24 protein-coding genes are annotated in these 20,345 nt (G+C 42.9%); 13 read left to right on the forward strand and 11 right to left on the reverse strand.

Annotated elements, in window-relative coordinates; genetic code table 11:
- Nucleotides 1-146 precede the first annotated feature (146 nt).
- Nucleotides 147-1,346, reverse strand: coding sequence for a phosphoglycerate kinase (locus AC5FXQ_RS11405; RefSeq protein WP_493602553.1), 1,200 nt, complete (start codon nucleotides 1,344-1,346; stop codon nucleotides 147-149).
- 270 nt (nucleotides 1,347-1,616) lie between these two features.
- Between AC5FXQ_RS11405 and AC5FXQ_RS11410 the strand changes: the two genes are divergently transcribed.
- Complete coding sequence (locus tag AC5FXQ_RS11410; protein ID WP_493602554.1) at nucleotides 1,617-2,030, forward strand: hypothetical protein; 414 nt, start codon at nucleotides 1,617-1,619, stop codon at nucleotides 2,028-2,030.
- 247 nt (nucleotides 2,031-2,277) lie between these two features.
- Here the strand turns inward: AC5FXQ_RS11410 and AC5FXQ_RS11415 are convergent, their stop codons facing one another.
- On the reverse strand, nucleotides 2,278-2,607 hold the full coding sequence (locus AC5FXQ_RS11415; protein ID WP_493602555.1) for a four-helix bundle copper-binding protein: 330 nt from the start codon (nucleotides 2,605-2,607) through the stop codon (nucleotides 2,278-2,280).
- A 190-nt stretch (nucleotides 2,608-2,797) separates the two neighbouring features.
- Between AC5FXQ_RS11415 and AC5FXQ_RS11420 the strand changes: the two genes are divergently transcribed.
- The 7 genes from AC5FXQ_RS11420 (at nucleotide 2,798) to AC5FXQ_RS11450 (ending at nucleotide 10,118) form a co-directional block, all read left to right on the forward strand.
- Nucleotides 2,798-3,100 carry a DUF6660 family protein gene (locus AC5FXQ_RS11420; RefSeq protein WP_493602556.1) on the forward strand — a complete coding sequence of 101 codons (303 nt, stop codon included), beginning with the start codon at nucleotides 2,798-2,800 and terminating at the stop codon, nucleotides 3,098-3,100.
- A gap of 83 nt (nucleotides 3,101-3,183) precedes the next feature.
- Nucleotides 3,184-5,370 carry a TonB-dependent receptor gene (locus AC5FXQ_RS11425; protein ID WP_493602557.1) on the forward strand — a complete coding sequence of 729 codons (2,187 nt, stop codon included), beginning with the start codon at nucleotides 3,184-3,186 and terminating at the stop codon, nucleotides 5,368-5,370.
- A gap of 9 nt (nucleotides 5,371-5,379) precedes the next feature.
- Nucleotides 5,380-6,174, forward strand: coding sequence for a cation efflux transmembrane domain-containing protein (locus AC5FXQ_RS11430; RefSeq protein ID WP_493602558.1), 795 nt, complete (start codon nucleotides 5,380-5,382; stop codon nucleotides 6,172-6,174).
- Between the two features lie 202 nt (nucleotides 6,175-6,376).
- Nucleotides 6,377-6,748, forward strand: a complete 372-nt coding sequence (locus tag AC5FXQ_RS11435; protein WP_493602559.1) for an ArsR/SmtB family transcription factor — start codon at nucleotides 6,377-6,379, stop codon at nucleotides 6,746-6,748.
- The gene (gene merTP / locus AC5FXQ_RS11440) at nucleotides 6,745-7,347 is read left to right on the forward strand and encodes a mercuric transport protein MerTP (protein WP_493602560.1); all 603 of its coding nucleotides are present in this window, start codon (nucleotides 6,745-6,747) and stop codon (nucleotides 7,345-7,347) included. Before AC5FXQ_RS11435 ends, merTP begins: the two co-directional genes overlap by 4 nt.
- A 2-nt stretch (nucleotides 7,348-7,349) precedes the next feature.
- Nucleotides 7,350-8,756 carry a mercury(II) reductase gene (gene merA / locus AC5FXQ_RS11445; protein ID WP_116544712.1) on the forward strand — a complete coding sequence of 469 codons (1,407 nt, stop codon included), beginning with the start codon at nucleotides 7,350-7,352 and terminating at the stop codon, nucleotides 8,754-8,756.
- Between the two features lie 489 nt (nucleotides 8,757-9,245).
- Nucleotides 9,246-10,118, forward strand: coding sequence for a DUF2971 domain-containing protein (locus tag AC5FXQ_RS11450; RefSeq protein WP_493602561.1), 873 nt, complete (start codon nucleotides 9,246-9,248; stop codon nucleotides 10,116-10,118).
- Nucleotides 10,119-10,348: 230 nt separating this feature from the next.
- Here AC5FXQ_RS11450 and AC5FXQ_RS11455 read toward each other — a convergent pair whose 3' ends face one another.
- The 6 genes from AC5FXQ_RS11455 to AC5FXQ_RS11480 all read right to left on the reverse strand — a co-directional run bounded on the left by AC5FXQ_RS11455 (nucleotide 10,349) and on the right by AC5FXQ_RS11480 (nucleotide 13,111).
- Complete coding sequence (locus AC5FXQ_RS11455) at nucleotides 10,349-10,912, reverse strand: recombinase family protein (protein ID WP_493602562.1); 564 nt, start codon at nucleotides 10,910-10,912, stop codon at nucleotides 10,349-10,351.
- Nucleotides 10,913-11,028: 116 nt separating this feature from the next.
- Nucleotides 11,029-11,361 (reverse strand): hypothetical protein, encoded by a 333-nt coding sequence (locus AC5FXQ_RS11460; protein WP_493602563.1) that lies wholly within the window; start codon nucleotides 11,359-11,361, stop codon nucleotides 11,029-11,031.
- Between the two features lie 108 nt (nucleotides 11,362-11,469).
- Nucleotides 11,470-11,853, reverse strand: a complete 384-nt coding sequence (locus AC5FXQ_RS11465; RefSeq protein WP_493602564.1) for a hypothetical protein — start codon at nucleotides 11,851-11,853, stop codon at nucleotides 11,470-11,472.
- A 48-nt stretch (nucleotides 11,854-11,901) separates the two neighbouring features.
- Nucleotides 11,902-12,249: a hypothetical protein gene (locus AC5FXQ_RS11470; RefSeq protein ID WP_493602565.1), complete on the reverse strand. Its 348-nt coding sequence runs from the start codon at nucleotides 12,247-12,249 to the stop codon at nucleotides 11,902-11,904.
- 57 nt (nucleotides 12,250-12,306) lie between these two features.
- On the reverse strand, nucleotides 12,307-12,663 hold the full coding sequence (locus AC5FXQ_RS11475) for a hypothetical protein (protein ID WP_493602566.1): 357 nt from the start codon (nucleotides 12,661-12,663) through the stop codon (nucleotides 12,307-12,309).
- A 211-nt stretch (nucleotides 12,664-12,874) separates the two neighbouring features.
- Entirely contained in the window at nucleotides 12,875-13,111 is a 237-nt protein-coding gene (locus AC5FXQ_RS11480) for a hypothetical protein (RefSeq protein ID WP_493602567.1), read from the reverse strand.
- Between the two features lie 69 nt (nucleotides 13,112-13,180).
- On the opposite strand from AC5FXQ_RS11480, the gene AC5FXQ_RS11485 reads away from it, so the two are divergent.
- Nucleotides 13,181-14,110 carry a DNA cytosine methyltransferase gene (locus AC5FXQ_RS11485; RefSeq protein WP_493602568.1) on the forward strand — a complete coding sequence of 310 codons (930 nt, stop codon included), beginning with the start codon at nucleotides 13,181-13,183 and terminating at the stop codon, nucleotides 14,108-14,110.
- Nucleotides 14,111-14,147: 37 nt separating this feature from the next.
- On the opposite strand, the gene AC5FXQ_RS11490 is transcribed toward AC5FXQ_RS11485, so the two are convergent.
- Complete coding sequence (locus AC5FXQ_RS11490) at nucleotides 14,148-14,516, reverse strand: hypothetical protein (protein ID WP_493602569.1); 369 nt, start codon at nucleotides 14,514-14,516, stop codon at nucleotides 14,148-14,150.
- 13 nt (nucleotides 14,517-14,529) lie between these two features.
- Nucleotides 14,530-14,712, reverse strand: coding sequence for a hypothetical protein (locus AC5FXQ_RS11495; RefSeq protein WP_493602570.1), 183 nt, complete (start codon nucleotides 14,710-14,712; stop codon nucleotides 14,530-14,532).
- 124 nt (nucleotides 14,713-14,836) lie between these two features.
- On the opposite strand from AC5FXQ_RS11495, the gene AC5FXQ_RS11500 reads away from it, so the two are divergent.
- The 4 genes from AC5FXQ_RS11500 (at nucleotide 14,837) to AC5FXQ_RS11515 (ending at nucleotide 19,980) form a co-directional block, all read left to right on the forward strand.
- The gene (locus AC5FXQ_RS11500) at nucleotides 14,837-15,568 is read left to right on the forward strand and encodes a hypothetical protein (RefSeq protein WP_493602571.1); all 732 of its coding nucleotides are present in this window, start codon (nucleotides 14,837-14,839) and stop codon (nucleotides 15,566-15,568) included.
- Between the two features lie 19 nt (nucleotides 15,569-15,587).
- Nucleotides 15,588-15,974, forward strand: a complete 387-nt coding sequence (locus AC5FXQ_RS11505; RefSeq protein ID WP_493602572.1) for a hypothetical protein — start codon at nucleotides 15,588-15,590, stop codon at nucleotides 15,972-15,974.
- A 259-nt stretch (nucleotides 15,975-16,233) separates the two neighbouring features.
- Nucleotides 16,234-19,383 (forward strand): type ISP restriction/modification enzyme, encoded by a 3,150-nt coding sequence (locus AC5FXQ_RS11510; RefSeq protein WP_493602573.1) that lies wholly within the window; start codon nucleotides 16,234-16,236, stop codon nucleotides 19,381-19,383.
- A gap of 39 nt (nucleotides 19,384-19,422) precedes the next feature.
- A complete protein-coding gene (locus AC5FXQ_RS11515) occupies nucleotides 19,423-19,980 on the forward strand; it encodes a hypothetical protein (RefSeq protein WP_493602574.1) in 558 nt (185 codons plus the stop codon).
- A gap of 76 nt (nucleotides 19,981-20,056) precedes the next feature.
- Here AC5FXQ_RS11515 and AC5FXQ_RS11520 read toward each other — a convergent pair whose 3' ends face one another.
- Nucleotides 20,057-20,212: a hypothetical protein gene (locus tag AC5FXQ_RS11520; RefSeq protein WP_493602575.1), complete on the reverse strand. Its 156-nt coding sequence runs from the start codon at nucleotides 20,210-20,212 to the stop codon at nucleotides 20,057-20,059.
- Between the last annotated feature and the right edge of the window lie 133 nt (nucleotides 20,213-20,345).

Below are 20,345 nucleotides of genomic sequence, written 5' to 3' on the forward strand. Positions count from 1 at the left end.
TGTGAGATTATAATGCTGTCTGCTGTTTAGCAAAATCCCCCGCTGCTCTTCAGTAGCGGGGGATTGGTATTTTATATAGCGCGAGCGCCCTCGCTCGTGCCATAAATACTATATTGACTAAAATCTACAACCTTAGCTGCACCTGATTAATAATCATCACGCTCAATGGCGGCCACACCCGGCAGGGTCTTTCCTTCCATGTACTCCAGTAGCGCACCGCCGCCAGTAGACACGTAAGACACGCGGTCGGCATAGCCCAGCTGGTTTACAGCGGCAGCTGAGTCACCACCACCGATAAGGGAATAAGCCCCACGGCGGGTTGCATCTACCACCGCTTCAGCTACAGCTTCAGTTCCGACAGAGAAGTTCGACATCTCGAACACACCCATCGGGCCATTCCACAGGATCGTTTTAGAGTTGCGAATTACATCGGCATACTGCTCGCGGGCATTCGGTCCAATGTCAAGGCCCATCCACATTGGCTTGATGTGGTGACTGAGTGAAGTATCCACATTTGCATCGTTGCTGAATTCGTCGGCGATGATGGAGTCAACGGGGATCATCAGGTTCACACCTTTTTCTCTGGCCATCGCGATGAGACGGGCTGCCAGTTCTACTTTGTCTTCTTCCACCAGCGAAGAACCAATCTGTCCGCCGTCTGCTTTCACGAAGGTATAGCTCATACCGCCGCCGATCAGCAGGTTGTCCACGCGGTCCATCAGCTTCTCGATGATCAGGATCTTGTCGGAAATTTTGGCACCACCCATGATAGCGGTATAAGGGCGCTCGGCGTTGTCCATCACGCGGCGGGCATTGTCGAGTTCAGCGTGCATCACGTAACCCATTACCTTGTCGTTCGGGAAGTAGCGTGCGATCACAGCCGTAGAAGCGTGCTCACGGTGCGCCGTACCGAAGGCATCGTTCACATACACATCGCCCAGTGTGGAGAGTTCTCTGGCAAATTCCGGATCGCCTTTTTCTTCGGCTTTATGGAATCGCAAGTTTTCAAGCAACAGGATTTCGCCCGGCTGCAGATCCTGCGCCAGCTGTGCCGCCTCGGGGCCTACACAGTCAGTAGCAAACCTTACAGTGGTGTTGAATTCATCTGAAAGACGATCCACGAGGTGACGCAGCGAGTATTTCTCTTCCGGTCCGGCTTTGGGACGGCCCAGGTGCGACATCAGGATGACAGCACCGCCATCGTTCAATATTTTCTGGATAGTGGGCACGGCCGCACGGATACGGGTGTCATCGGTAATGCGGTAGTCAGCATCCAGCGGAACATTAAAGTCCACCCGGACCAGCGCCTTCTTGCCGGCAAAGTTATACGCGTCTACTGTTTTCATGTTTTTATTTGTGTTGATTATCAGGTTTATATGATTTGTTTCGAGTAATGTAGTCAAATATTAGTCAAACATTTTATGCAGATATATTAACTATACTTGTTTAACGTGAAAGATACGTAAAATGCAGGAGGAAATTTTTGAATAGATGAAGATGAATGTTGGAGCGGCTGCTTTGAATCCAGTAGGGTAGGGGAGAAACATGCCAAAAAAACTCTCTCTATTGTCGTAACGAAGAAGAGTATATAAATTGCAGAGTACAAAACACCACCTATGATTCTATTCGAAAACAGCGTTATCAAATTAGACTACAATCCTGCCACGGACATAATCTCAGCCGAGTATCCCGACTTGCACCAGTACCTGCTTCCCGAAATAAAGCACACCATTGATATCATGGTGGACATCATCAAATCATACGACATCAAGAAGCTGCTGCTCGATTCGAGACGAACACTTATAGACGTGACCGAAGAGGAAAGCAGAGAAATAGCAACTTACCTGGCAACGGGTGTGATGCAGACTCGCATCCAGAAAGTGGCACGGATTCAATCCCAAACCGAAAAGGTAGAGAAAACAGCGGAAGCCAACATAAAACACTTGTCTCAAGCACATGCCCTTCCGTTCATGATTCAAAACTTCTCTAACAAGGAATCGGCTATCGACTGGTTACGGCAAGCTGAGTAATACAGGATTAGTTTTTGTGGAAGGTTGATAGCGAGATTCAGTTGTCTATCATGCGTAACATGTGAGGTGCTGAATCAACACCAGCAATACCGACAATATCATCAATATCCCAACTGCCTCCCACTATGCTTTATTCTAAGAAAGGAACCCCCAACACAACAGCAGCTTAGATATCTCTGGCAGGAACAAAAGAAAAGCATGGCTTCGAAAGTTGCCATGCTTTTTTTCTACGGGAAATGTGAATGTTTTACAACAGGCTTCTGCAAGCTTCCTCACATCGTCTGCATGCCTCAGCGCAATCCTTACAGTGCTGCGCCTCGTGCCTGGCACACTCTTCACCGCACATCCTGCACACCTCGGCACATGCCTGAAGATAGGTTTTCGCTGCCTCCGAGTCTCTCGCCAGTGCGCTTGATGTCAGCTTGCAGATTTCCGCACAGTCACGGTCTAACTGAATACAGCGTGCCATCATCTTCACGTCCTGCTCCTGGAAACAGGCGTTGTAGCAGTGGTCACAGGCGGCAGCACAGTCGTTGAGTGCCTGGATTACGTTCTTGTACTCTGGTGAATTATGCATAGTCTTTAAGTTTGTTTATATAGATGAAACATGTTTCATAAGTATACCCCACCCGATGTCTGATTGTTGCAAAAGCAAACGTGTGTCCTCTTTATACTGGTGGTACAGGACAGTAGTGTGAGGACAGCTTAAACACTCTTCAGGAGAGTGAACGTTTGAAATTTCAGTTTAGAAGCTGTAAATTTGATTTGTGAAAGTCTTAACTATCATATTGGCACTTTTAGTGGTAACGCTCTCGGTTTCGCCCTGCTGCGCTACCGAAGACTGCGCAAACGATGATGTTAAGACAGAGCAAAACGACAGGCACGAAAAAAATACTGACAGTTGCTCACCCTTTTACAGTTGCTCATCCTGTGTAGGTTTTACTGTATCCCACTTTACAGTTGCACAGACAGTACCCTCCCTGCAATTTAGGAAGCATTATTCTGTTTTCAAACAAAGCTTCTTTCCCCGCTTCTACCATTCCATCTGGCAGCCTCCGAGGCTAAGCTAATGCCATAATTGTGACCTCGTCACCTGATATGCGGTACTCCTTTGTATCGTACTTAACTATATTACAGTATTAGACAAACCAGAATGAAGAAGTACATCTTTGTACTGCTCATCTTACTGAGCAGTACGATGGCGTATAGCCAGAATACATTGAAAGCTGTCCTAAGGGATAGCGAAACAAATCAACCGTTAATCGGGGCGACCGCTGCCGTTCAGGTAACAGCGATAGGTGCCAGTGCCGATGCCAATGGAGAACTCGAACTAAGGAACATACCTAATGGAAAGCAGGTAATCAGGTTCAGCTACCTCGGGTATGAGGACAGGATGGACACCCTTAACTTTCCGCTCACTCAGTCAACTCCGCTTGTGGTGTTGTTGGACCCAAGCGGTGAAGAACTTGATGAAGTAGTGGTCACCACTACCCGTAGCAGCCGAACAATAGAGGACATTCCGACCCGAGTGGAAGCCATCACACTGGAAGAACTTGGTGAGAAGGCGAACATGAAGCCTGGCGATATCAGAATGCTGCTGAGCGAAAGCACTGGCATCCAGACACAGCAGACGTCCGCCACCAGTGCCAATGCCAACATCCGTATCCAGGGCTTGGATGGTCGCTACACGCAGATACTACAGGATGGGTTCCCGCTCTACTCTGGTTTTTCCAGCGGTCTGAGCATCATGCAGATTCCACCGCTCAATCTCTACCAGGTGGAGGTTATCAAAGGCAGTTCTTCCACCCTCTACGGTGGGGGTGCGATAGCTGGTCTTGTTAACCTGATTACAAAAAAACCGACCGAGGAAGGGGAACTGAGCCTGATGGCGAACGTAACCAGTGCCAACGGGCTTGACCTGAGCGGATTCTACGGCAAGAAGTTCGGTAAATTCGGTGTCACCGTGTTCGCTTCCAGAAACGCCAACCAAGCCTATGACCCTGCCGATAATGGGTTTTCCGCTATACCAGAGTTTGAGCGTTACACGGCAAACCCCACGCTCTATTACTATCCAAGTGACCGCACAACGCTTTCGTTGGGTGTAAACGCATCGCAGGAAGACCGCTTGGGAGGCGATATGCGCTATATAGACAGAGAGGAAGGTGATTTCTACTATGAGAAAAACAACACCGAACGCCTGTCCACGCAGTTTGGCTTCGAGCATCGTTTGTCAGAGCAGTCACTGCTATCGGTGAAGAACAGCCTGAGTTTCTTCAACAGAGCCATTGCAGTGCCTGACTATGACTTCGATGGAAACCAGACTGCCAGTTTCAGCGAAGTGGCATACAGCCTCAACAGCGAAAAAAATGATTGGGTGGTAGGCGCAAACCTCTGGACTGACAACTTCTCCGAGCGGAATGCCGATGCCATTGGGGCGAGAGACTACGAATTCACTACAATCGGTGCTTTTGCACAGAACACGTTTACGCCAGCGGAATGGTTTGTACTGGAATCTGGTCTGAGAGCCGACTATGTCACCCCTTCGCCAGCCAACAAGACCAGGGGGCTTTTTGTGCTGCCACGGGTGTCGGCTCTGTTCAAGCTAAGAGACCGCCTGACCTCCCGTATCGGGGGTGGCATGGGCTATAAGACCCCGACCATCTTTACGCAGGAGGCAGAGGACATCACGTTCCGAAACATCCTTCCGCTCAACATCAGCCAGACAGAGGCGGAAACCTCCATTGGAGGCAACGCTGACATCAACTACAACACCCTGATTGGGGAGAACGTGACGTTCAGCATCAACCACATGTTCTTCTACACCTACCTGGACAACCCGCTTATCCTCACGCTGCGACCAGACAACCTGTATGAGTTTCGGAACGCCAGCGGCTACGTGGATACCAAGGGCGTGGAGACGAACATGAAGTTTGGCTATGAGTGGGCGAAGCTGTTCCTGGGGTATACCTACACCGATGCCAGGCAGCACTACAATGGAGAGGTGAACGACATGCCGCTGACCCCCAAGCATAGGGTGAACACGGTGCTGATGCTGGAAAAGGAGGACAATTTCCGCATCGGGCTGGAAGCGTACTATTTCAGTCCACAACGGCTCACGGATGGCAGTCGAGGGCGTGATTACTGGATAAACGGGGTGATGGTCGAGAAGGTGTTCGAGCGCTTCTCCCTGTTCGTCAACTTCGAGAACATCTTCGACACCAGGCAGACCAGGTTTGGCAGTATCTACAGCGGCAGCATGCGAAACCCTGATTTCAAGGAGATTTACGCCCCGATGGATGGCAGGGTAATCAACGGGGGCATCAAACTGAACATTTTATAAGCATCGCACATGGAAAAATCAACTTTTAAGATACAGCACATGGACTGCGCATCAGAAGAGAACATGGTGCGCATGAAGCTCGATGGCGTAACGGCAGTAAAAGGCTTGGACTTTGACTTGCAGAAGCGGGAGCTAACCGTGTTTCACGCAGGAGAACTTGAAACCATAAATGCCCATATCAATGAACTCGGCTTAGGTTCTTCCCTGCTGTCAACCGAAAGTACAGAACAGGATGTAGTGGTCGAGGATGCGAAGGGGCAAAGGAAGCTATTGTGGACTGTGCTTTTGATAAACTTCGGCTTCTTCGTTGTGGAAATGGCTACGGGATTCGTGTCGAAGTCGATGGGGCTGGTCGCTGATAGCCTGGACATGCTTGCCGATTCACTGGTCTACGGCTTGAGCCTGTTTGCAGTGGGTAGCACTATCACCAGAAAGAAGAACATCGCCAAGGCAAGCGGGTACTTTCAGCTAACGCTTGCTGCGGTCGGATTCGTTGAGGTGGTGCGTAGGGTTGTCGGGGATGAACCGATGCCAGATTTCCGAACGATGATAGTCGTGTCCATCCTTGCCCTTGTTGCCAATGCTTTCTGCCTGTACTTGTTGCAAAAGAGCAAAAGCAAGGAAGCGCACATGCAGGCAACGATGATTTTTACATCGAATGACATCATCATCAACGGAGGCGTGATTCTGGCTGGTTTGCTGGTGCTATTTACAGGCTCTGCTTTACCAGACTTAGTGGTAGGTGCGGTGGTCTTTGTTGTCGTTATCAGGGGAGCGTTCAGGATTCTGAAGTTGGCGAAGTAGCTTGAAGTCCATCATTGGGTTTAGATTTAGCTTCGGTAAAGTATAGACTCCACATAAATGCCTCAAGACCTTGTATATAAGCATGGTTAAGCTTTAACCACTTATTTCATTCTATCTCTACTGGAATCTTTATTTATATACCAGAACAGCAAGATATAATCTTTTTCATTATTTTAGCAGTTGCTTAAATGATATATTGAAAATGGAAATCACCTGTATAAGAGTAGAAGCAGACGAAAGCCAAATTAAACGGTGCAGAGAACGTGTAACAGAACTCAGCGGCTCCTTTGATGAACTATCCCAAGGGCTTGAACTGGCAGGCAACAATGTGAGGCTGAAGATACTCTTCCTGCTCTATGAGGAACAAAGGCTCTGCGTGTGCGACCTGAGCGATGTGCTTGGCATCACCGTTTCTGCCGTGTCGCAGCACCTGCGCAAACTCAAAGACCGAGACCTTATCAAGCCTCAGAAGGAAGGTAAGACTATCTTCTACTCGCTCACCCCGCAGTACGAGCAACTGCTCAGACCATTCTTCAAACTACTGGAAGGCAACAAAATATTCGAACTGGTATGAAATCAAATAACAGATTCCTCGGCTTAGGCGTGCTGAGCGCACTTGCAGCTTCCCTTTGCTGCATCACGCCCCTGTTGGCTCTGGTTGCTGGCACCAGCGGTCTGGCATCGTCATTCTCGTTCCTTGAGCCGTACCGCTATGTGCTGATGGGGGTCACCGTGCTGGTTCTCGGGTTGGCGTGGTATCAGCGGCTACGGACATCCAGTCAAGACGACTGCGGCTGCGAAACGGACAGGAAAGGCTTTTTCCAGTCAAAGACCTTTCTGGCGCTGGTTACAGCCTTCGCTGCCGTGATGCTTGCCTTCCCCTCCTTCTCCCATGTCTTCTACCAATTCCCGAAGCAGGAAGCGCAGACACCAGTAGCAGGCATCAACATGAATAGTACTGTGGAGTTCAAAATCAGCGGCATGACGTGCAGCGGATGTGAGGCGCACGTGGAGCAGGAGGTGAATGCGCTGAACGGTATCTTCAGGGCGAAGGCATCCTATGACAATGGCAATGCCGTGGTAGAGTACGACAGCACCAAGACCAGTGTATCAGCCATCAGGGAAGCCGTTCTGAAAACTGGCTATAAGGTAACAGACCAAAAGGAAAGATAGCAATGAAACGACAGTTTGACCTAATCATCATCGGGGGAGGTTCCGCTGCATTTGCCGCAGCCATCAAAGCGAACGAACTCCAACTCTCAACGCTTATGGTGAACGGGGGCTTGCCTTTGGGCGGCACATGCGTGAACGTGGGCTGCGTACCTTCCAAATTCCTTATCAGGGCAGCCGAAAGCGTGCGGCATGCCATGCACTCTCCGTTTGATGGGGTGCAGCCAAAAGGGGCTGAAATCGCCTTCAAAAGTATTATCCAGCAGAAGAAGGCACTTGTGTCGGAGATGCAGAGCCGCAAGTATCTAAGCCTTCTGGCAGACCTGCAAAACGTGACCGTGCTGGAAGGGAATGCTCAGTTTGTGGACAAGAATACCATAACAGTAAAGGGAGAGGTATATGAAGGAATAAAGATAGTTATCGCTACTGGCTCCACTACGGCTCTCCCATCCATTGAAGGTCTTTCAAATGTTCCGTACCTGACCAGTGACACGCTCTTTGATGTGGAAGAGCAGCCAGAGTCGCTAATCGTCATAGGTGGTGGCTACATCGGCTTGGAGATAGCGCAGTTATATAACCGCTTAGGCACTAAGGTCACTGTTGTGATGTCATATGACAGAGTGCTTGTAAAAGAGGGTCATGACATCACGGATGAACTGACAAAGCACCTGACCGATGAAGGCATAGAGATAAAAACGGGTGCTGCCATCAAGCGTGTTTGGCAGGAAAACAGTATTGTTAATGCTGAACTTGAGTACAACGGGCAAGTCCATCACCTCGAAGCCTCACACGTTGTCATTGCGACAGGAAGGAGAGCAAACACTGAGAACTTAGGCTTGGAGAAGGCTGGCGTGGTAACAGGCAGAAAAGGGCATGTGGTAGTTAACGAGTACCTTGAAACGAATGTGCCGAACATCTATGCCATCGGTGACGTGAACACCCTCCCGCAGTTCGTTTACACAGCCGCCTATGAAGGCACAACAGCGGTGGGAAACGCCTTCCAAGGGGCAAAGATTGAAGTTGATTACAACGTGCTGCCGTGGGTGGTGTTTACAGACCCTCAGGTGGCAGGCGTGGGTATGGACGAGCGACAGGCAGAAGAAAGAGGCATCCCCTACGAAGCAACCGTTATGCCCTTATCGGAGGTTCCCCGCAGCATTGCCGCCCTGGATACACGTGGCTTCATCAAACTGATTCGCAACACCGAGACCGACCATTTGTTGGGTGCCAGGATAGTGGCTCCTGAGGGCAGCGAGCTAACAATGGAGTTGAGCCTTGCCATCAAGTACAATATTACGGTGAAGGAACTCGCCTCGGCTCTCCACCCTTACCTGACATTGGCAGAGGGTGTTAAATTAGCTGCAATGTCCTTTACAAAAGACGTGAAGAAAATGAGTTGCTGTGCAGGATAATGACCAATGAAAGTTCGTTGTTATGCCACGCCTGAGTAAAAAGCCTGGCTGTAAAATGTCAGGCTTTTATGGTGCTGTTTCATTTCAACAGTTAATAATATGAAAGCTTTCTTGACCGTACCAGTTCAGGGTGATTTTTCTGTTTCCACCAGCTATCAGTAGTAAAGAAAGCCAGGCAACAAATCAACGTCAATAATCTTTACTTATAGACGAGATGGTTTACTTTCCATATACTTCAAAACTATTAATATTAGGTTATATCAGAATTTAAATCACATATATAGGGAATTGTTTTCATAGGCTATAAATCATCGTCAGATGTCTAACTATATTATGAACACTACTTAGTTAAACCGTTATTTTTGTGAGTGTATAGCAACATTATTGTCAAACTTGTTTGCTTCAATAAAGTATTGCTTTGTTCAGCTATTCTATTCACCAGAGAGCAAAAAAAAACTTATCTTTATATTAATATCATTAGACAGTAATATGCTCAAGGAAGAAAAGGAAACTATACTCAAGCGAATTGAGAATACAATAATTAAGTTGGAGATTGATAATAGTTGTTTAAATGGTGACCCTATAATTTACCACTATACCAACTACAACGCTGCTCGAAGCATACTAAGAAACAGCACCCTCAGATTCGGAAACCCCGCAAAGTTCGATGATAAAAAAGATATGGATTTAGGGCTGTTAAGCTTTGAAACCAGCACAGCCAATTATATAAAATTCTTTTTACAAACTCACCCTAACCTCAGTTACTCACAGTTACGAAAAATTGAAAGCGCAAATACCCAAAACCCCTATTTTTATCAAGAAGAAGCTAAGATAGCTCTTGAAAAGTTGAAGGCTAACTTAGGGGTTACATGTTTTAATCAAAATCACATTAATCATCATCTTTGGAAAGAGTATGCAAACAATGAAAGAGGTGTGTGTTTAGGTTTCAGGTCTTCAGCAATTAAATATTGTATGAAGTCAAGGGTAAAATATACAGATGATGAATTAGTTGAAAATTTCTTTGACGAAAGTATAGAGGCTCTTGTTCATTGGGCTTTAATTAAGAAAACAGGCTATACTGACGAGAATGAAATCAGGGCTTTTTGTTTAAATGTCAAAAAGCATTGTCTTAGCATGGATGAAAAATCACCTTACTACAGGTGTATTTCTCTTAAGAATAGTGCCATTGAAGAAATATATTTAGGTGTTGATATGCCTACTTATCATAAGACTAACCTGATTAAAATACTGAATCAAAAGAATTACCCTAATTCGTTGAAGCTATACCAAATGGTAAAGGATTTTGATACAGGTGAGTTTTTAACACCACAAAAATTAGGCTCCCTATCCCAAAACTTATAGTTTTAAAATAAAGCATTTGGAGCAGTCTGATTTGAAAAACGCTACAACATATAAACGTTCGAATGTTTGGCTGATTTTTACAGGGGAGGTTGGGCAGCGACAGGAGCAGAAAAACGTGGTTTGGGCGAAGTCGAATTGTTTGGGGGGAGTATTATTTGGTAGAGGTATAAAAGCAAAAAGTCTGCCCCAGGAGAAGCAGACTTTTCATGTCGGTGATGGTATCATGATTCTTACATTATGTATTCCTCAATCGGCTTGAAGATTCCTTTCGCTTCGTCAGCGGCTTTCCGCTTGCGCATCTCCCGAAGCTTATAGTTTCTGGTATCACGCTTCTTCGTGTCTTTCGACCCGACCTTTCTCCCAAGCTTCACCCCTGACTCCTTCTTTCGTTGCAATGCCGCACGTGTTCGGTCAGAAATGAGGGAACGCTCGAACTCAGCGAAGCAGCTTAGCAGTTGAAACAGTAGTTTACCTGTTGCCGATGAAAAGTCGAGTTGGTCGCTTAATGAAACAAAGCCTACTCCTTTATTATATAGCTCGGTTACTTCAAGAATCAACTCCGTAGAACTTCTCGCCCAACGGTCAAGCTTGTACACGTAAACCGCTGCATACTCGCCTGACCTAAGCTTCGTCAAAAGCTGCTGCTTAATCGGTCGGGTCTTTCGGGAACTCTCTTCCTCTTCGTACAGGTCATAGGCTAACCCGTTCTTTTGGGCATAGTCAACCAAAATCGCTTTTTGAGTGTCGTTCGTTTGAGTGAATGTTGAGACTCTACAGTATAGGGCTACTTTCATAGTATATTTTTTAGTGGACACACTCTGGCTTATGCACAGGCAATCACTGATTACTGAAACCGTTCAGAATAGTGTTCGCTAAGTCCATTAAATAAATTTGGAGTAAACTCATTTAGCTATTCTTCATCGTCCTGTTCAAACACATAGCCAATCCTTTCCTTTCTGAATAGCTTTGGATTATCACGTTGAAACATCTCTAAATTAACAGATAACGTCCACTCATCTTTGAACTCACTTATTGTTTCCAACCATTTTACAGTTATAGATGGTTGTGTTTTTAAAATATCTTGCACATATATACTTTCATCAGAATATTCTTCTAAGTCACCATTCTCATCTAATTCATCAACATCAACGTTAATAAACAGAAGATTCTTGTCGGTATCATGTTTTACAGCATTGATGTCTTTTGCTGCCAAAAACTGAACAACTTTATCTAATATTTCCATATCTAAAACTTAACGTGAACTTCTTAATTGAAAATTTCTGATGCGATTTGAGCAGAATTGGGGCTGTTTATACTGATACCTTTATTTTGAACCAGTTGCCGCACCTGCCTACTCCAATACACCTGATATCTTACGTTTTCTGTCATCCGCTCGTAGCTGACATGAAAGGTTGGTATACTCTGTCTTTGTCATATCAATATAGTAAATTATGTCACCAAAGGGATTGATAGAATAATCAACATAGAGACTCTGCTTCTTATCAAGCACATAGTTGTTCCCTTGCTTGACATATACGTTAAAGTAATATGCCACACCATTGGCTTTATGGTCTAACGCCACGCAGTCGCCTGTTATGACAAAATGCTTCTGCTGCCATCCAAACACATGACCAGGATTATCAATATCAGCATATGTTACTTCAGATACTATAAACACAGTGTTCCTATGCTTTCCTGAGCGGTTTTTGATTTTACTGATGTTGCCAACTACCATTCTCTGTATGAACGTTTCGTTTGAAATCCATTGAATACCCCTTTACCGTTAAGCTGCCTGTAGAACAACCTCTATTTTTTCAATTCGTGCATTACGGTTATTCACAAGCTTTCTGATACTTGTTATGTTGCTTCTCCTGCCGTTTCTCTCGACTTTAAGTTGCTTGTACACGTTGCTGCACGACTCCTTATAATAGAATTCGATTTCCAGACCTTCTCCAACAGCCGAAACCGTGTTCATCGACCAGTCGACATTCATACCTAATGAGTCGAAGAAATCATAGACCTCTCTCTGTCGCTTATACTCATTCGCTCTACGCTGGCTTGCGCTTCCTCCAGGTGACCAGTAATAGGTGTTGGCTCCCAATATGTAGGGTATTTCAATCAATCTTTTCATTTATTATTATAAGTTATTTATTATTATTTTTTATTAATTATTGTTCAAAAAAATAACCTACTTCAGTAGGTCTTTTTTATCTTCCTCACTCAAAGAATCTATTATCTCAGAAACTACTTTCTTAAATCTCTTAGACCTATCATCTATGGATTTATTTACCAGCTTTTTAAGTCCATCCGCAAAATCCAGCAGGGCATCTTCAATAGCCCTGATTTCAGCTAATGAAACTTTACCGTTGCCGTTCAGCTTGTTTCTCAGCCTGACTACAAGTTTTTTCTGAATAGCCTCATCATCATTCCATTCATCTCTGTATATTCTTTCAGCTACCCATGGCTTACTCACCAGGTACTTCTCAAATGCCTCAACGAGTAGTGGCGATTGATACTGAACATTCTTTACTTCCTTACTTCCCATTGTATAATCTGATATCTGATGCAAATATAGGGGAAGAAATTAAACAAAAAAACATTTTAGAATAAATTTTATTATATAATAATAAAAATAAACTTTAAGTAAATTATTTTCAGCAAGTTAAAACATTCACAATACTTTGTAGCCAGATAATATTATAAGTGGAAAGCTGATGAAAAGCACTTCATCAACTTAATGTATAATAGGTAATAGACTACAATGTTGTATTTCCATCTTTCTTCTTTCTCACCCGATAACCACCCCGTTTGCTCCTTTTCTCCACAGTGCCTTCTTTAGCCTGTGTAATTAGCGTTTCAATTTCGTTGAGAACTATCCTCTGATTGATAATAAACTTTTCCAATTGGCTTACCATTGCATCGAGTAACTCCTTATTTTGCTGAGATTGCTGAAGTGTCTCAACGATTGCATCAATGTCTGTACCTTTCGCCATTTCTTTGTTACTATATATTGCTTTGATTATTTTTGCAATGTTAATACTATAATTCAAAATCAGAAACACTTGAACGTTCTAAGTTTGTTTGATGGCATCAGTTGCGCTCGACTTGCACTGCAAGAAGCAGGTATTGAAGTCAATAAATACTATGCAAGTGAAATAGATAACGGAGCAATTGGGGTGTCAAAGAGTAATTTCCCTGACACTATTCATATCGGTGATGTTTCAAAAGTTTTTTTCAAAGAAAATTGTTTGATAACTGAAAATGGAATCTTTGATACGGGTCAAATTGATTTAGTTATCGGTGGAAGTCCATGTCAATCGTTTTCAAAGAGAGGCAATCAGCAAAACTTTGATGATAGCAGAGGTCGATTAATCTATGAGTTTGAAAGACTCTTGAAAGAAACCAATGCTCCTTACTTTCTGCTGGAAAATGTTATGATGAATAAGGCGCATCAGGATGTGATTAGTGGTTTATTTGGTGTAAAGCCAATGGAAATTAACTCCGCTTTGGTAAGCGCACAAAACAGGGTCAGGCTGTACTGGACCAATATAGAAGGTGTGGACATTCCAGAAGATAAAGGCGTAGTATTGCAAGATATACTTGAAAGTGGTTTCTCTGAAAGAGACAAAGCTTATTGCATCACAGCCACCTACGCTAATGCTACTGTTCAGAACTATTTCATAAATAGAGAAAGACAGTTAAAATTCAAACATCCAGTAAAAAAGATAAACAGCCGATACTATCTGCATGATGGGATAATAGTAGATATTTATCCAGAGGCTGGTTTAAACAGAAACTACTACAGTCTACAACTACTTAAACCGTACTTATCGAAGCTAACCTGCGAGGAAGTGGAAAAACTGCAAGGCATACCCGTTGGTTACACAGCAGGCGTTGCTAATCACTTGCGTTATAAGCTATTAGGCAACGGGTGGACTGTTCCCGTGATTTCTCACATACTAAAAAGCCTAAAATTTAATACTACTCCTTAATAATAGAGACAGTTTCTGAGCAGTAACTATAAGTTTGTCAGCTATCCATTTGCCAGTCCTGAAAGGTCTTGACCTTTCTGTATATGTAAGTAGAAACATCAGCATACGACTCATAATCTGCTTTTTGGATGCTTACCTTAACCGCCAGGGTAGCATGGAGCCTAAGTACCTCATCAAAGTATAAGAGCAGAACTCCTGCTGTGGGCTTAGGTGAACTGCAAGTTCTTTTGATATACTCGCTCATCACATAGTCATAATCCTCATAGCTGGTTATGCAATCAAACACATCATGTTTTCTGCTAATGCTTTCTACGACAGTTACCTTATGGTCACCCTTTTCCGTTTGGACAACAAGGTCATTTGGAATCTTTAGCCTATAAGCTTCAATTTCGGTGTCATATCTCATGGGGTTTTGATAGCTATTCATTCCCATCATTCCTTCCCTCCACGATAAGACCCATTTTCTCTTCCAGAGCCTTCAGGGCTGTGGTAACTACATGCTTCTTACTTACTTTCTTTTTTAACTTCTTTGCTAACAAAAGCTGGATTTCTAAGATTTTCAGGTCTGCCTCACTTGACAATTTTATGCTATGGCTCATCATGTTATATCTCTATATTTCTATTATATATAAAATCTGATAACTGAAAAAATCTAATTTAAGAGTCGGCTTATTGACTACTCCCACTTTTATTTTTGATATATAGATTAAAACTAAAAGAGATAAAATGGAACATATATTAAAGAACGAACTGCTTTATAAGGAAGGTGATGTAGAAATCTATAAGACATATAACAAGGAAGAGGATAGCTATGGGTTATACTGGACATCAACCGATGGCTATAGGAGGTCGGAGTACCAATACACTCTTATCCATCCATACGAGCAGCAAAAAGCTGCTGCGCTAAGATGTGTCGCTGGCATAGAGTGGGTGTGGGTTTGGATTGACACTGACCTGAACGAGACCAGAATGGATGAGTTAAGTTTGCTTATTTGGCAGGATTTGAGGGTGAGCGATTCACTATGTAATTGCAATAGCTTTGAGGAAATGGCTGAGTGCGAGATGTGCGTGATGGGTAAGATACCAAACAGCTATAACTTCAAGAAGATACTCGACTATGCATCTCATGTAGCTTATACATATGACACTGAGCAAGGCTTCTACACGATTACCCTCATTATTAGTGAGGAAATCCAGAACATGAACTTTGATTATATCTGGAAAAAGGAGGAATTGGAAGAACGATTGAAAGGCATTATAGACACGTACGAGGAACAGGTATTTGAACTGGAAAGCTACCTCAGGGTGTGCGTTACGGAAAGCTTAGAAGACAGCCCTGCTACTCGTTTAACGTTCTTTGATGTCTCATTCACAGTTGTCGAGGTATTAGACATCAATAAATCAGCAAGCCCCACCAATAAGACCATATTGGGCTATGATGAATTTCCATATAGATGAAAAAACAATATAAACATAAATGATACTTATAAATGAAATACTCTATGTAGATAGTGAAGAACTAATATTAAAGACAATAGATACTAATAGAATGCTATTTGGAATGCACTCGACTCTAAGAGGCAGGATAGCAGCAGCTACTTTTCACCATATCTTTAAATTTAAAAATGGCGCAACTTACACGGTTGCTGTAACAAAGGATGAAGATTATGTGGTGGTCGATTACAATGGTATAACAAGTGAATTAGCAGCAGAGCAAGTGGCATTTTACCGAAATCTGATAATTAAGAATAGTCGTTGCAATTGCTACAATCTTTCTGGTACATCTTGTATTTACTGCAACGGATTAAAGCAGATTTCTAATCCTTACGCTATGAAATTGCTGGACCAGATTTGGAAAGGCTAACTAAAAGGTAGCTAACAACAGGATTAAAACATATCAGCAATACGGTATTGCTAAGCAATATAAATGCGCTGCATAATCTAATCTTACTCTATGCGATAGGTGATTTATAGCCGTGGTATCAGGACTGTCTGGTGTGGATTAACTGCATCAGACAGTTTTGTTTATTGCTGAACCAACAAATTTGCTCATATAATCTCCTTTAATTGCTATATTGAACTTTTATTTTATTTAGCTTCATATAGCCATTATAGGAAAACAAATGACCATCCAGCAATACATTGACATCCTCAACACAAGGTATAAAACAGGCATTTCCAGAGAGCATAGCTATCGCAGTGATTTGCAAGTTCTGATATCAACCTTAGCACCCGATGTATTGGTTACCAATGAGCCTGCTCGGGTAGCATGCGGTGCGCCTGATTACATCATCACCAAGCAGGACATTCCAGTTGGCTACATCGAGGCGAAGGATATTGGAGTAGCGTTGAGTAGTAAATCATTAAAGGAGCAGTTTGACCGCTACCGTGCTTCACTGGACAACCTTATCATCACTGACTACTTGGATTTTCACTTATATATTGATGGTGAGTTTAAAACCTCGGTCAAGATAGCGGAGATACACAATGGTCAGATTCATCCCTTGCCTGAGAATTTCATGATGTTTGAAAACATGATGAAAGACTTCTGCTCTCACCTCGGTCAAACCATTAAGAGTTCGAAGAAGCTGGCTGAGATGATGGCAGCAAAAGCAAGAATGCTTGCAGACGTAATTGAGAAGGCTCTTAATAGTGATGAAGAAAATCATGAGAACAGTACCCTGCAAGAGCAGATGAATGCTTTCCAGCAGATTCTGATTCACGACATCAAGACAAGGGAGTTTGCCGATATCTACGCACAGACTATCGCCTATGGTATGTTCGCTGCTCGTTTGCACGACCCTACGCTTCCAACATTTTCTCGTCAGGAAGCTGCGCAACTAATACCTAAATCCAATCCGTTTCTAAGGACGATGTTCAACTACATCGGCATCGACTTGGATAGCCGTGTGGTATGGATTGTGGATGGACTGGCAGATTTATTCCGTGCTACTGATATCGCAGCATTGCTCAAGAATTTTGGTAAAGCTACACAGACACATGACCCCATCATTCATTTTTATGAGACTTTCCTTGCCGAGTATGACCCGAAGCTGCGTAAGGCTCGTGGTGTTTGGTACACGCCAGAGCCAGTCGTAAATTTTATCGTTCGTGCTGTTGACGATATCCTTAAAGCAGAGTTTAATCTACCACAGGGCTTGGCAGATACATCCAAGACGAAGGTCAAGCTCAGCATCCCAACGCACGACAAGCGATATAAAGCTGGTCAACGTGAGATAGAACATGAAGTGCATAAAGTGCAGATTCTTGACCCTGCAACTGGAACAGGAACGTTCTTGGCAGAAGTGGTGAAGCATATTCACGGCAAGTATAAGAGCATGCAAGGTGTATGGAGCAGTTATGTGGAGAATCACCTGATACCACGCCTGAACGGTTTCGAGTTGCTGATGGCATCGTATGCTATGGCACATTTGAAGCTTGATTTGCTGCTGACAGAAACAGGCTATAAGCCTACCAAAGACCAAAGATTCAGAGTTTATCTTACCAATAGTTTAGAAGAACATCATCCAGATACAGGGTCTTTGTTTGCAACAGCATTGGCAAATGAAGCTAATGAGGCTAATCATATTAAGCGTGATACACCTGTTATGTGTGTGATTGGTAATCCACCATACTCTGTAAGTAGCAGCAATAAAGGTGAATGGATTCAGCAATTAATGGATGATTATAAAAAAGGTCTAAAAGAAAAGAACATCCAGCCATTATCTGATGATTACATTAAATTTATAAAGTATGCTCAACACTTTATAGACAAAAATGGAACAGGTGTTGTCGCAATGATAACCAACAACTCATATTTAGATGGTGTGGTGCATCGCAGAATGAGGGAGAGTCTTTTAGAATCATTTGACAAGATATATATTCTTGACTTAGAAGGTGATTCAAAAAAACAGCTTTCGAAAGATGGTGTGGGCGATGAAAATGTTTTCGATATAAGGCAAGGTGTCTCAATTAACATATTCGTTAAATCTTCAGGTTCTAAAAAAGTAACGTTAGGTCAAGTTTTCTATAAAAAGCTTATAGGTAAGCGTGTAACTAAATACAGTTATTTATCCGAAAATTCTGTAAATGATATAGATTGGCAGTACCACAAACCAATAAGCCCAACATACTTTTTTGTAAATAAAGATAATGATGTTGGAGAGCTATTTAATTCCTATTTAAGTATTAATGAACTGTTTATTAAAACATGTACAGGTGTTGAGACTGGTAAAGATGACCTATTCGTAGAATTTGATAAAAATAAATTAAGCAATCATATTGCGAGTGTTATAGAGACCTATGATGATAAAGAGTGTAAGCTAATAGGAATAAAAGATACTTCAAGTTTTAAATTACTTTCGAGACTAAAATCAACGAAGTTCTCTTCTTCGCATATAATCCCATACCTATCTAAGCCATTCGACTTTAAGTTCTGTTATTATGATAATAAAATTTTAAGGCGAGCATCATCTGAGATTATCAAAAACTTGCTACAGCCGAATGTTAGCCTTATTTTGAAAAGAGCAAGGTTGCTTGGTAAGCAGCAAAACTTCAATCACGTATCTATAGCAAACATTGTTTTCGATAAAAATTACCTTGCAGACCAATCATATAGTTTCCCACTTTATCTCTATCCTGAAAGTACGCATCAGTCAAGTATAGACTTTAATAATGACCGCTCACCAAATCTTGACAAAAAGATTGTGCAGCAAATTGCTGATGCGATGGGTTTGAAGTTCACATCAGAGAAAGAAAATGTTCCAGGCACCTTCGCTCCTATTGACATACTGGACTACATCTATGCTATTTTACATAGCCCATCTTACAGAGAGAAGTATAAGGAGTTTCTGAAGATAGATTTCCCACGTGTGCCGTATCCAACGGAAGTCGATGAATTTTGGTCGCTGGTAAAGTTAGGCGGTAAACTGCGCCAGATACACCTGTTGGAAAGTCCTGCGGTGGAAGACTACATCACCAGCTATCCAGAGGATGGTAATAATATGGTGGATAAGCCACGGTATGAGAACGGCAACGTCTATATCAACGACAACCAGTACTTTGCTGACGTGCCACAGACTGCATGGGAGTTCTACATCGGTGGCTACCAACCTGCTCAAAAGTGGCTTAAAGACAGGAAAGGGCGAGAACTTACCTTCGAAGATATCCTACACTACCAGAAAATCATTGTAGCCTTGAACGAAACGGATAGGTTGATGAAAGAGATTGATGAAGTGATGGTTAAAGAGACGTCTGAAGCTACCACCAATTAAATACCTATCACTACCATATCTAAACCAGTATCTACTTCGATGATGAAAACTTCTGAGAAAAAGAACCTGATACTAACCGCTCTTTATGAGCAAGGTTTGAATGGTCAGTCATATGATGTGAAAGAACTAATGTCTTCTCACAGCATTTTCAAAGCTGGTGAACTCCGTGTACTTACTAAATCATTAGAAGATGCTGGTTTGATAAAGATGTCAGCTACACGGGAAGCGATTTATGTGGAGTTGAAAGCAGATGGAGCGGAGTACGTTGAAGACATTATTGGTGGTTCAACACAATCAGGGAATTACAAACCTACTGATGCGTTTTCCGCTTTTGAGAAGAAGATTATCATTGAGAAACTGAATGACCTAACTGAACAACTTAAACAGGTTCAGTTAGGTCAGGAAGTTACCTATGATGATTTACGTGCCGAGATGCAGGAGATGAAGCAACTGTCAAATGTACTCGGCAAGAAACACTGGTTCCAAGTACTGAAAGGCAAAATGATAGATATAGGTCTTGGCTCCTTATCTGATAAAGTTTTTTCTTTGATATCAGATGCATTTACAGATGGAACACCATTGCTGAACAGCCCATAATAAATGTGAGATAGTATAACAGCACATTAAACGTAAGACATCATCTTATTAACATCTAACTATGTTGATAGAATGACTATTCAATGTCTTTAAAGAATTCATCAAATTCCTTCCACTTATCATCTCTTTTATAGGTAGATTTTTCTTTTTCGAACATCATCAAGTCATTCTCAAGCCAATCATCCACTTCATCTACATTGTCCAGAAACAGGGGAAGTAATAATTCATCCATTTCGAAATCTGATATCCTGTAAGGTTGCTTCGGTGCGAACAGTGGGTTCTGACTATAAACGTATTTATTCTTGCTGTACATCTTATGTAATGTTATTTTAGATTATATATCCATAGTATAACATTACATATAC

The organism is Pontibacter sp. LHS1 (genome assembly GCF_058932855.1).

Bases quoted from the DNA above. Each gene is read 5' to 3' on its own strand.
- AC5FXQ_RS11500 (WP_493602571.1), top strand. From the start codon at position 14,837: ATGGAACATATATTAAAGAACGAACTGCTTTATAAGGAAGGTGATGTA.
- AC5FXQ_RS11455 (WP_493602562.1), bottom strand. From the start codon at position 10,912: ATGAAAGTAGCCCTATACTGTAGAGTCTCAACATTCACTCAAACGAAC.
- AC5FXQ_RS11480 (WP_493602567.1), bottom strand. From the start codon at position 13,111: ATGGCGAAAGGTACAGACATTGATGCAATCGTTGAGACACTTCAGCAA.
- AC5FXQ_RS11470 (WP_493602565.1), bottom strand. From the start codon at position 12,249: ATGAAAAGATTGATTGAAATACCCTACATATTGGGAGCCAACACCTAT.
- AC5FXQ_RS11510 (WP_493602573.1), top strand. From the start codon at position 16,234: ATGACCATCCAGCAATACATTGACATCCTCAACACAAGGTATAAAACA.
- merA (WP_116544712.1), top strand. From the start codon at position 7,350: ATGAAACGACAGTTTGACCTAATCATCATCGGGGGAGGTTCCGCTGCA.
- AC5FXQ_RS11495 (WP_493602570.1), bottom strand. From the start codon at position 14,712: ATGATGAGCCATAGCATAAAATTGTCAAGTGAGGCAGACCTGAAAATC.
- AC5FXQ_RS11425 (WP_493602557.1), top strand. From the start codon at position 3,184: ATGAAGAAGTACATCTTTGTACTGCTCATCTTACTGAGCAGTACGATG.
- AC5FXQ_RS11410 (WP_493602554.1), top strand. From the start codon at position 1,617: ATGATTCTATTCGAAAACAGCGTTATCAAATTAGACTACAATCCTGCC.
- AC5FXQ_RS11490 (WP_493602569.1), bottom strand. From the start codon at position 14,516: ATGAGATATGACACCGAAATTGAAGCTTATAGGCTAAAGATTCCAAAT.
- AC5FXQ_RS11460 (WP_493602563.1), bottom strand. From the start codon at position 11,361: ATGGAAATATTAGATAAAGTTGTTCAGTTTTTGGCAGCAAAAGACATC.
- AC5FXQ_RS11405 (WP_493602553.1), bottom strand. From the start codon at position 1,346: ATGAAAACAGTAGACGCGTATAACTTTGCCGGCAAGAAGGCGCTGGTC.
- AC5FXQ_RS11475 (WP_493602566.1), bottom strand. From the start codon at position 12,663: ATGGGAAGTAAGGAAGTAAAGAATGTTCAGTATCAATCGCCACTACTC.
- AC5FXQ_RS11450 (WP_493602561.1), top strand. From the start codon at position 9,246: ATGCTCAAGGAAGAAAAGGAAACTATACTCAAGCGAATTGAGAATACA.
- AC5FXQ_RS11415 (WP_493602555.1), bottom strand. From the start codon at position 2,607: ATGCATAATTCACCAGAGTACAAGAACGTAATCCAGGCACTCAACGAC.
- AC5FXQ_RS11465 (WP_493602564.1), bottom strand. From the start codon at position 11,853: ATGGTAGTTGGCAACATCAGTAAAATCAAAAACCGCTCAGGAAAGCAT.
- merTP (WP_493602560.1), top strand. From the start codon at position 6,745: ATGAAATCAAATAACAGATTCCTCGGCTTAGGCGTGCTGAGCGCACTT.
- AC5FXQ_RS11515 (WP_493602574.1), top strand. From the start codon at position 19,423: ATGATGAAAACTTCTGAGAAAAAGAACCTGATACTAACCGCTCTTTAT.
- AC5FXQ_RS11430 (WP_493602558.1), top strand. From the start codon at position 5,380: ATGGAAAAATCAACTTTTAAGATACAGCACATGGACTGCGCATCAGAA.
- AC5FXQ_RS11505 (WP_493602572.1), top strand. From the start codon at position 15,588: ATGATACTTATAAATGAAATACTCTATGTAGATAGTGAAGAACTAATA.
- AC5FXQ_RS11520 (WP_493602575.1), bottom strand. From the start codon at position 20,212: ATGGATGAATTATTACTTCCCCTGTTTCTGGACAATGTAGATGAAGTG.
- AC5FXQ_RS11435 (WP_493602559.1), top strand. From the start codon at position 6,377: ATGGAAATCACCTGTATAAGAGTAGAAGCAGACGAAAGCCAAATTAAA.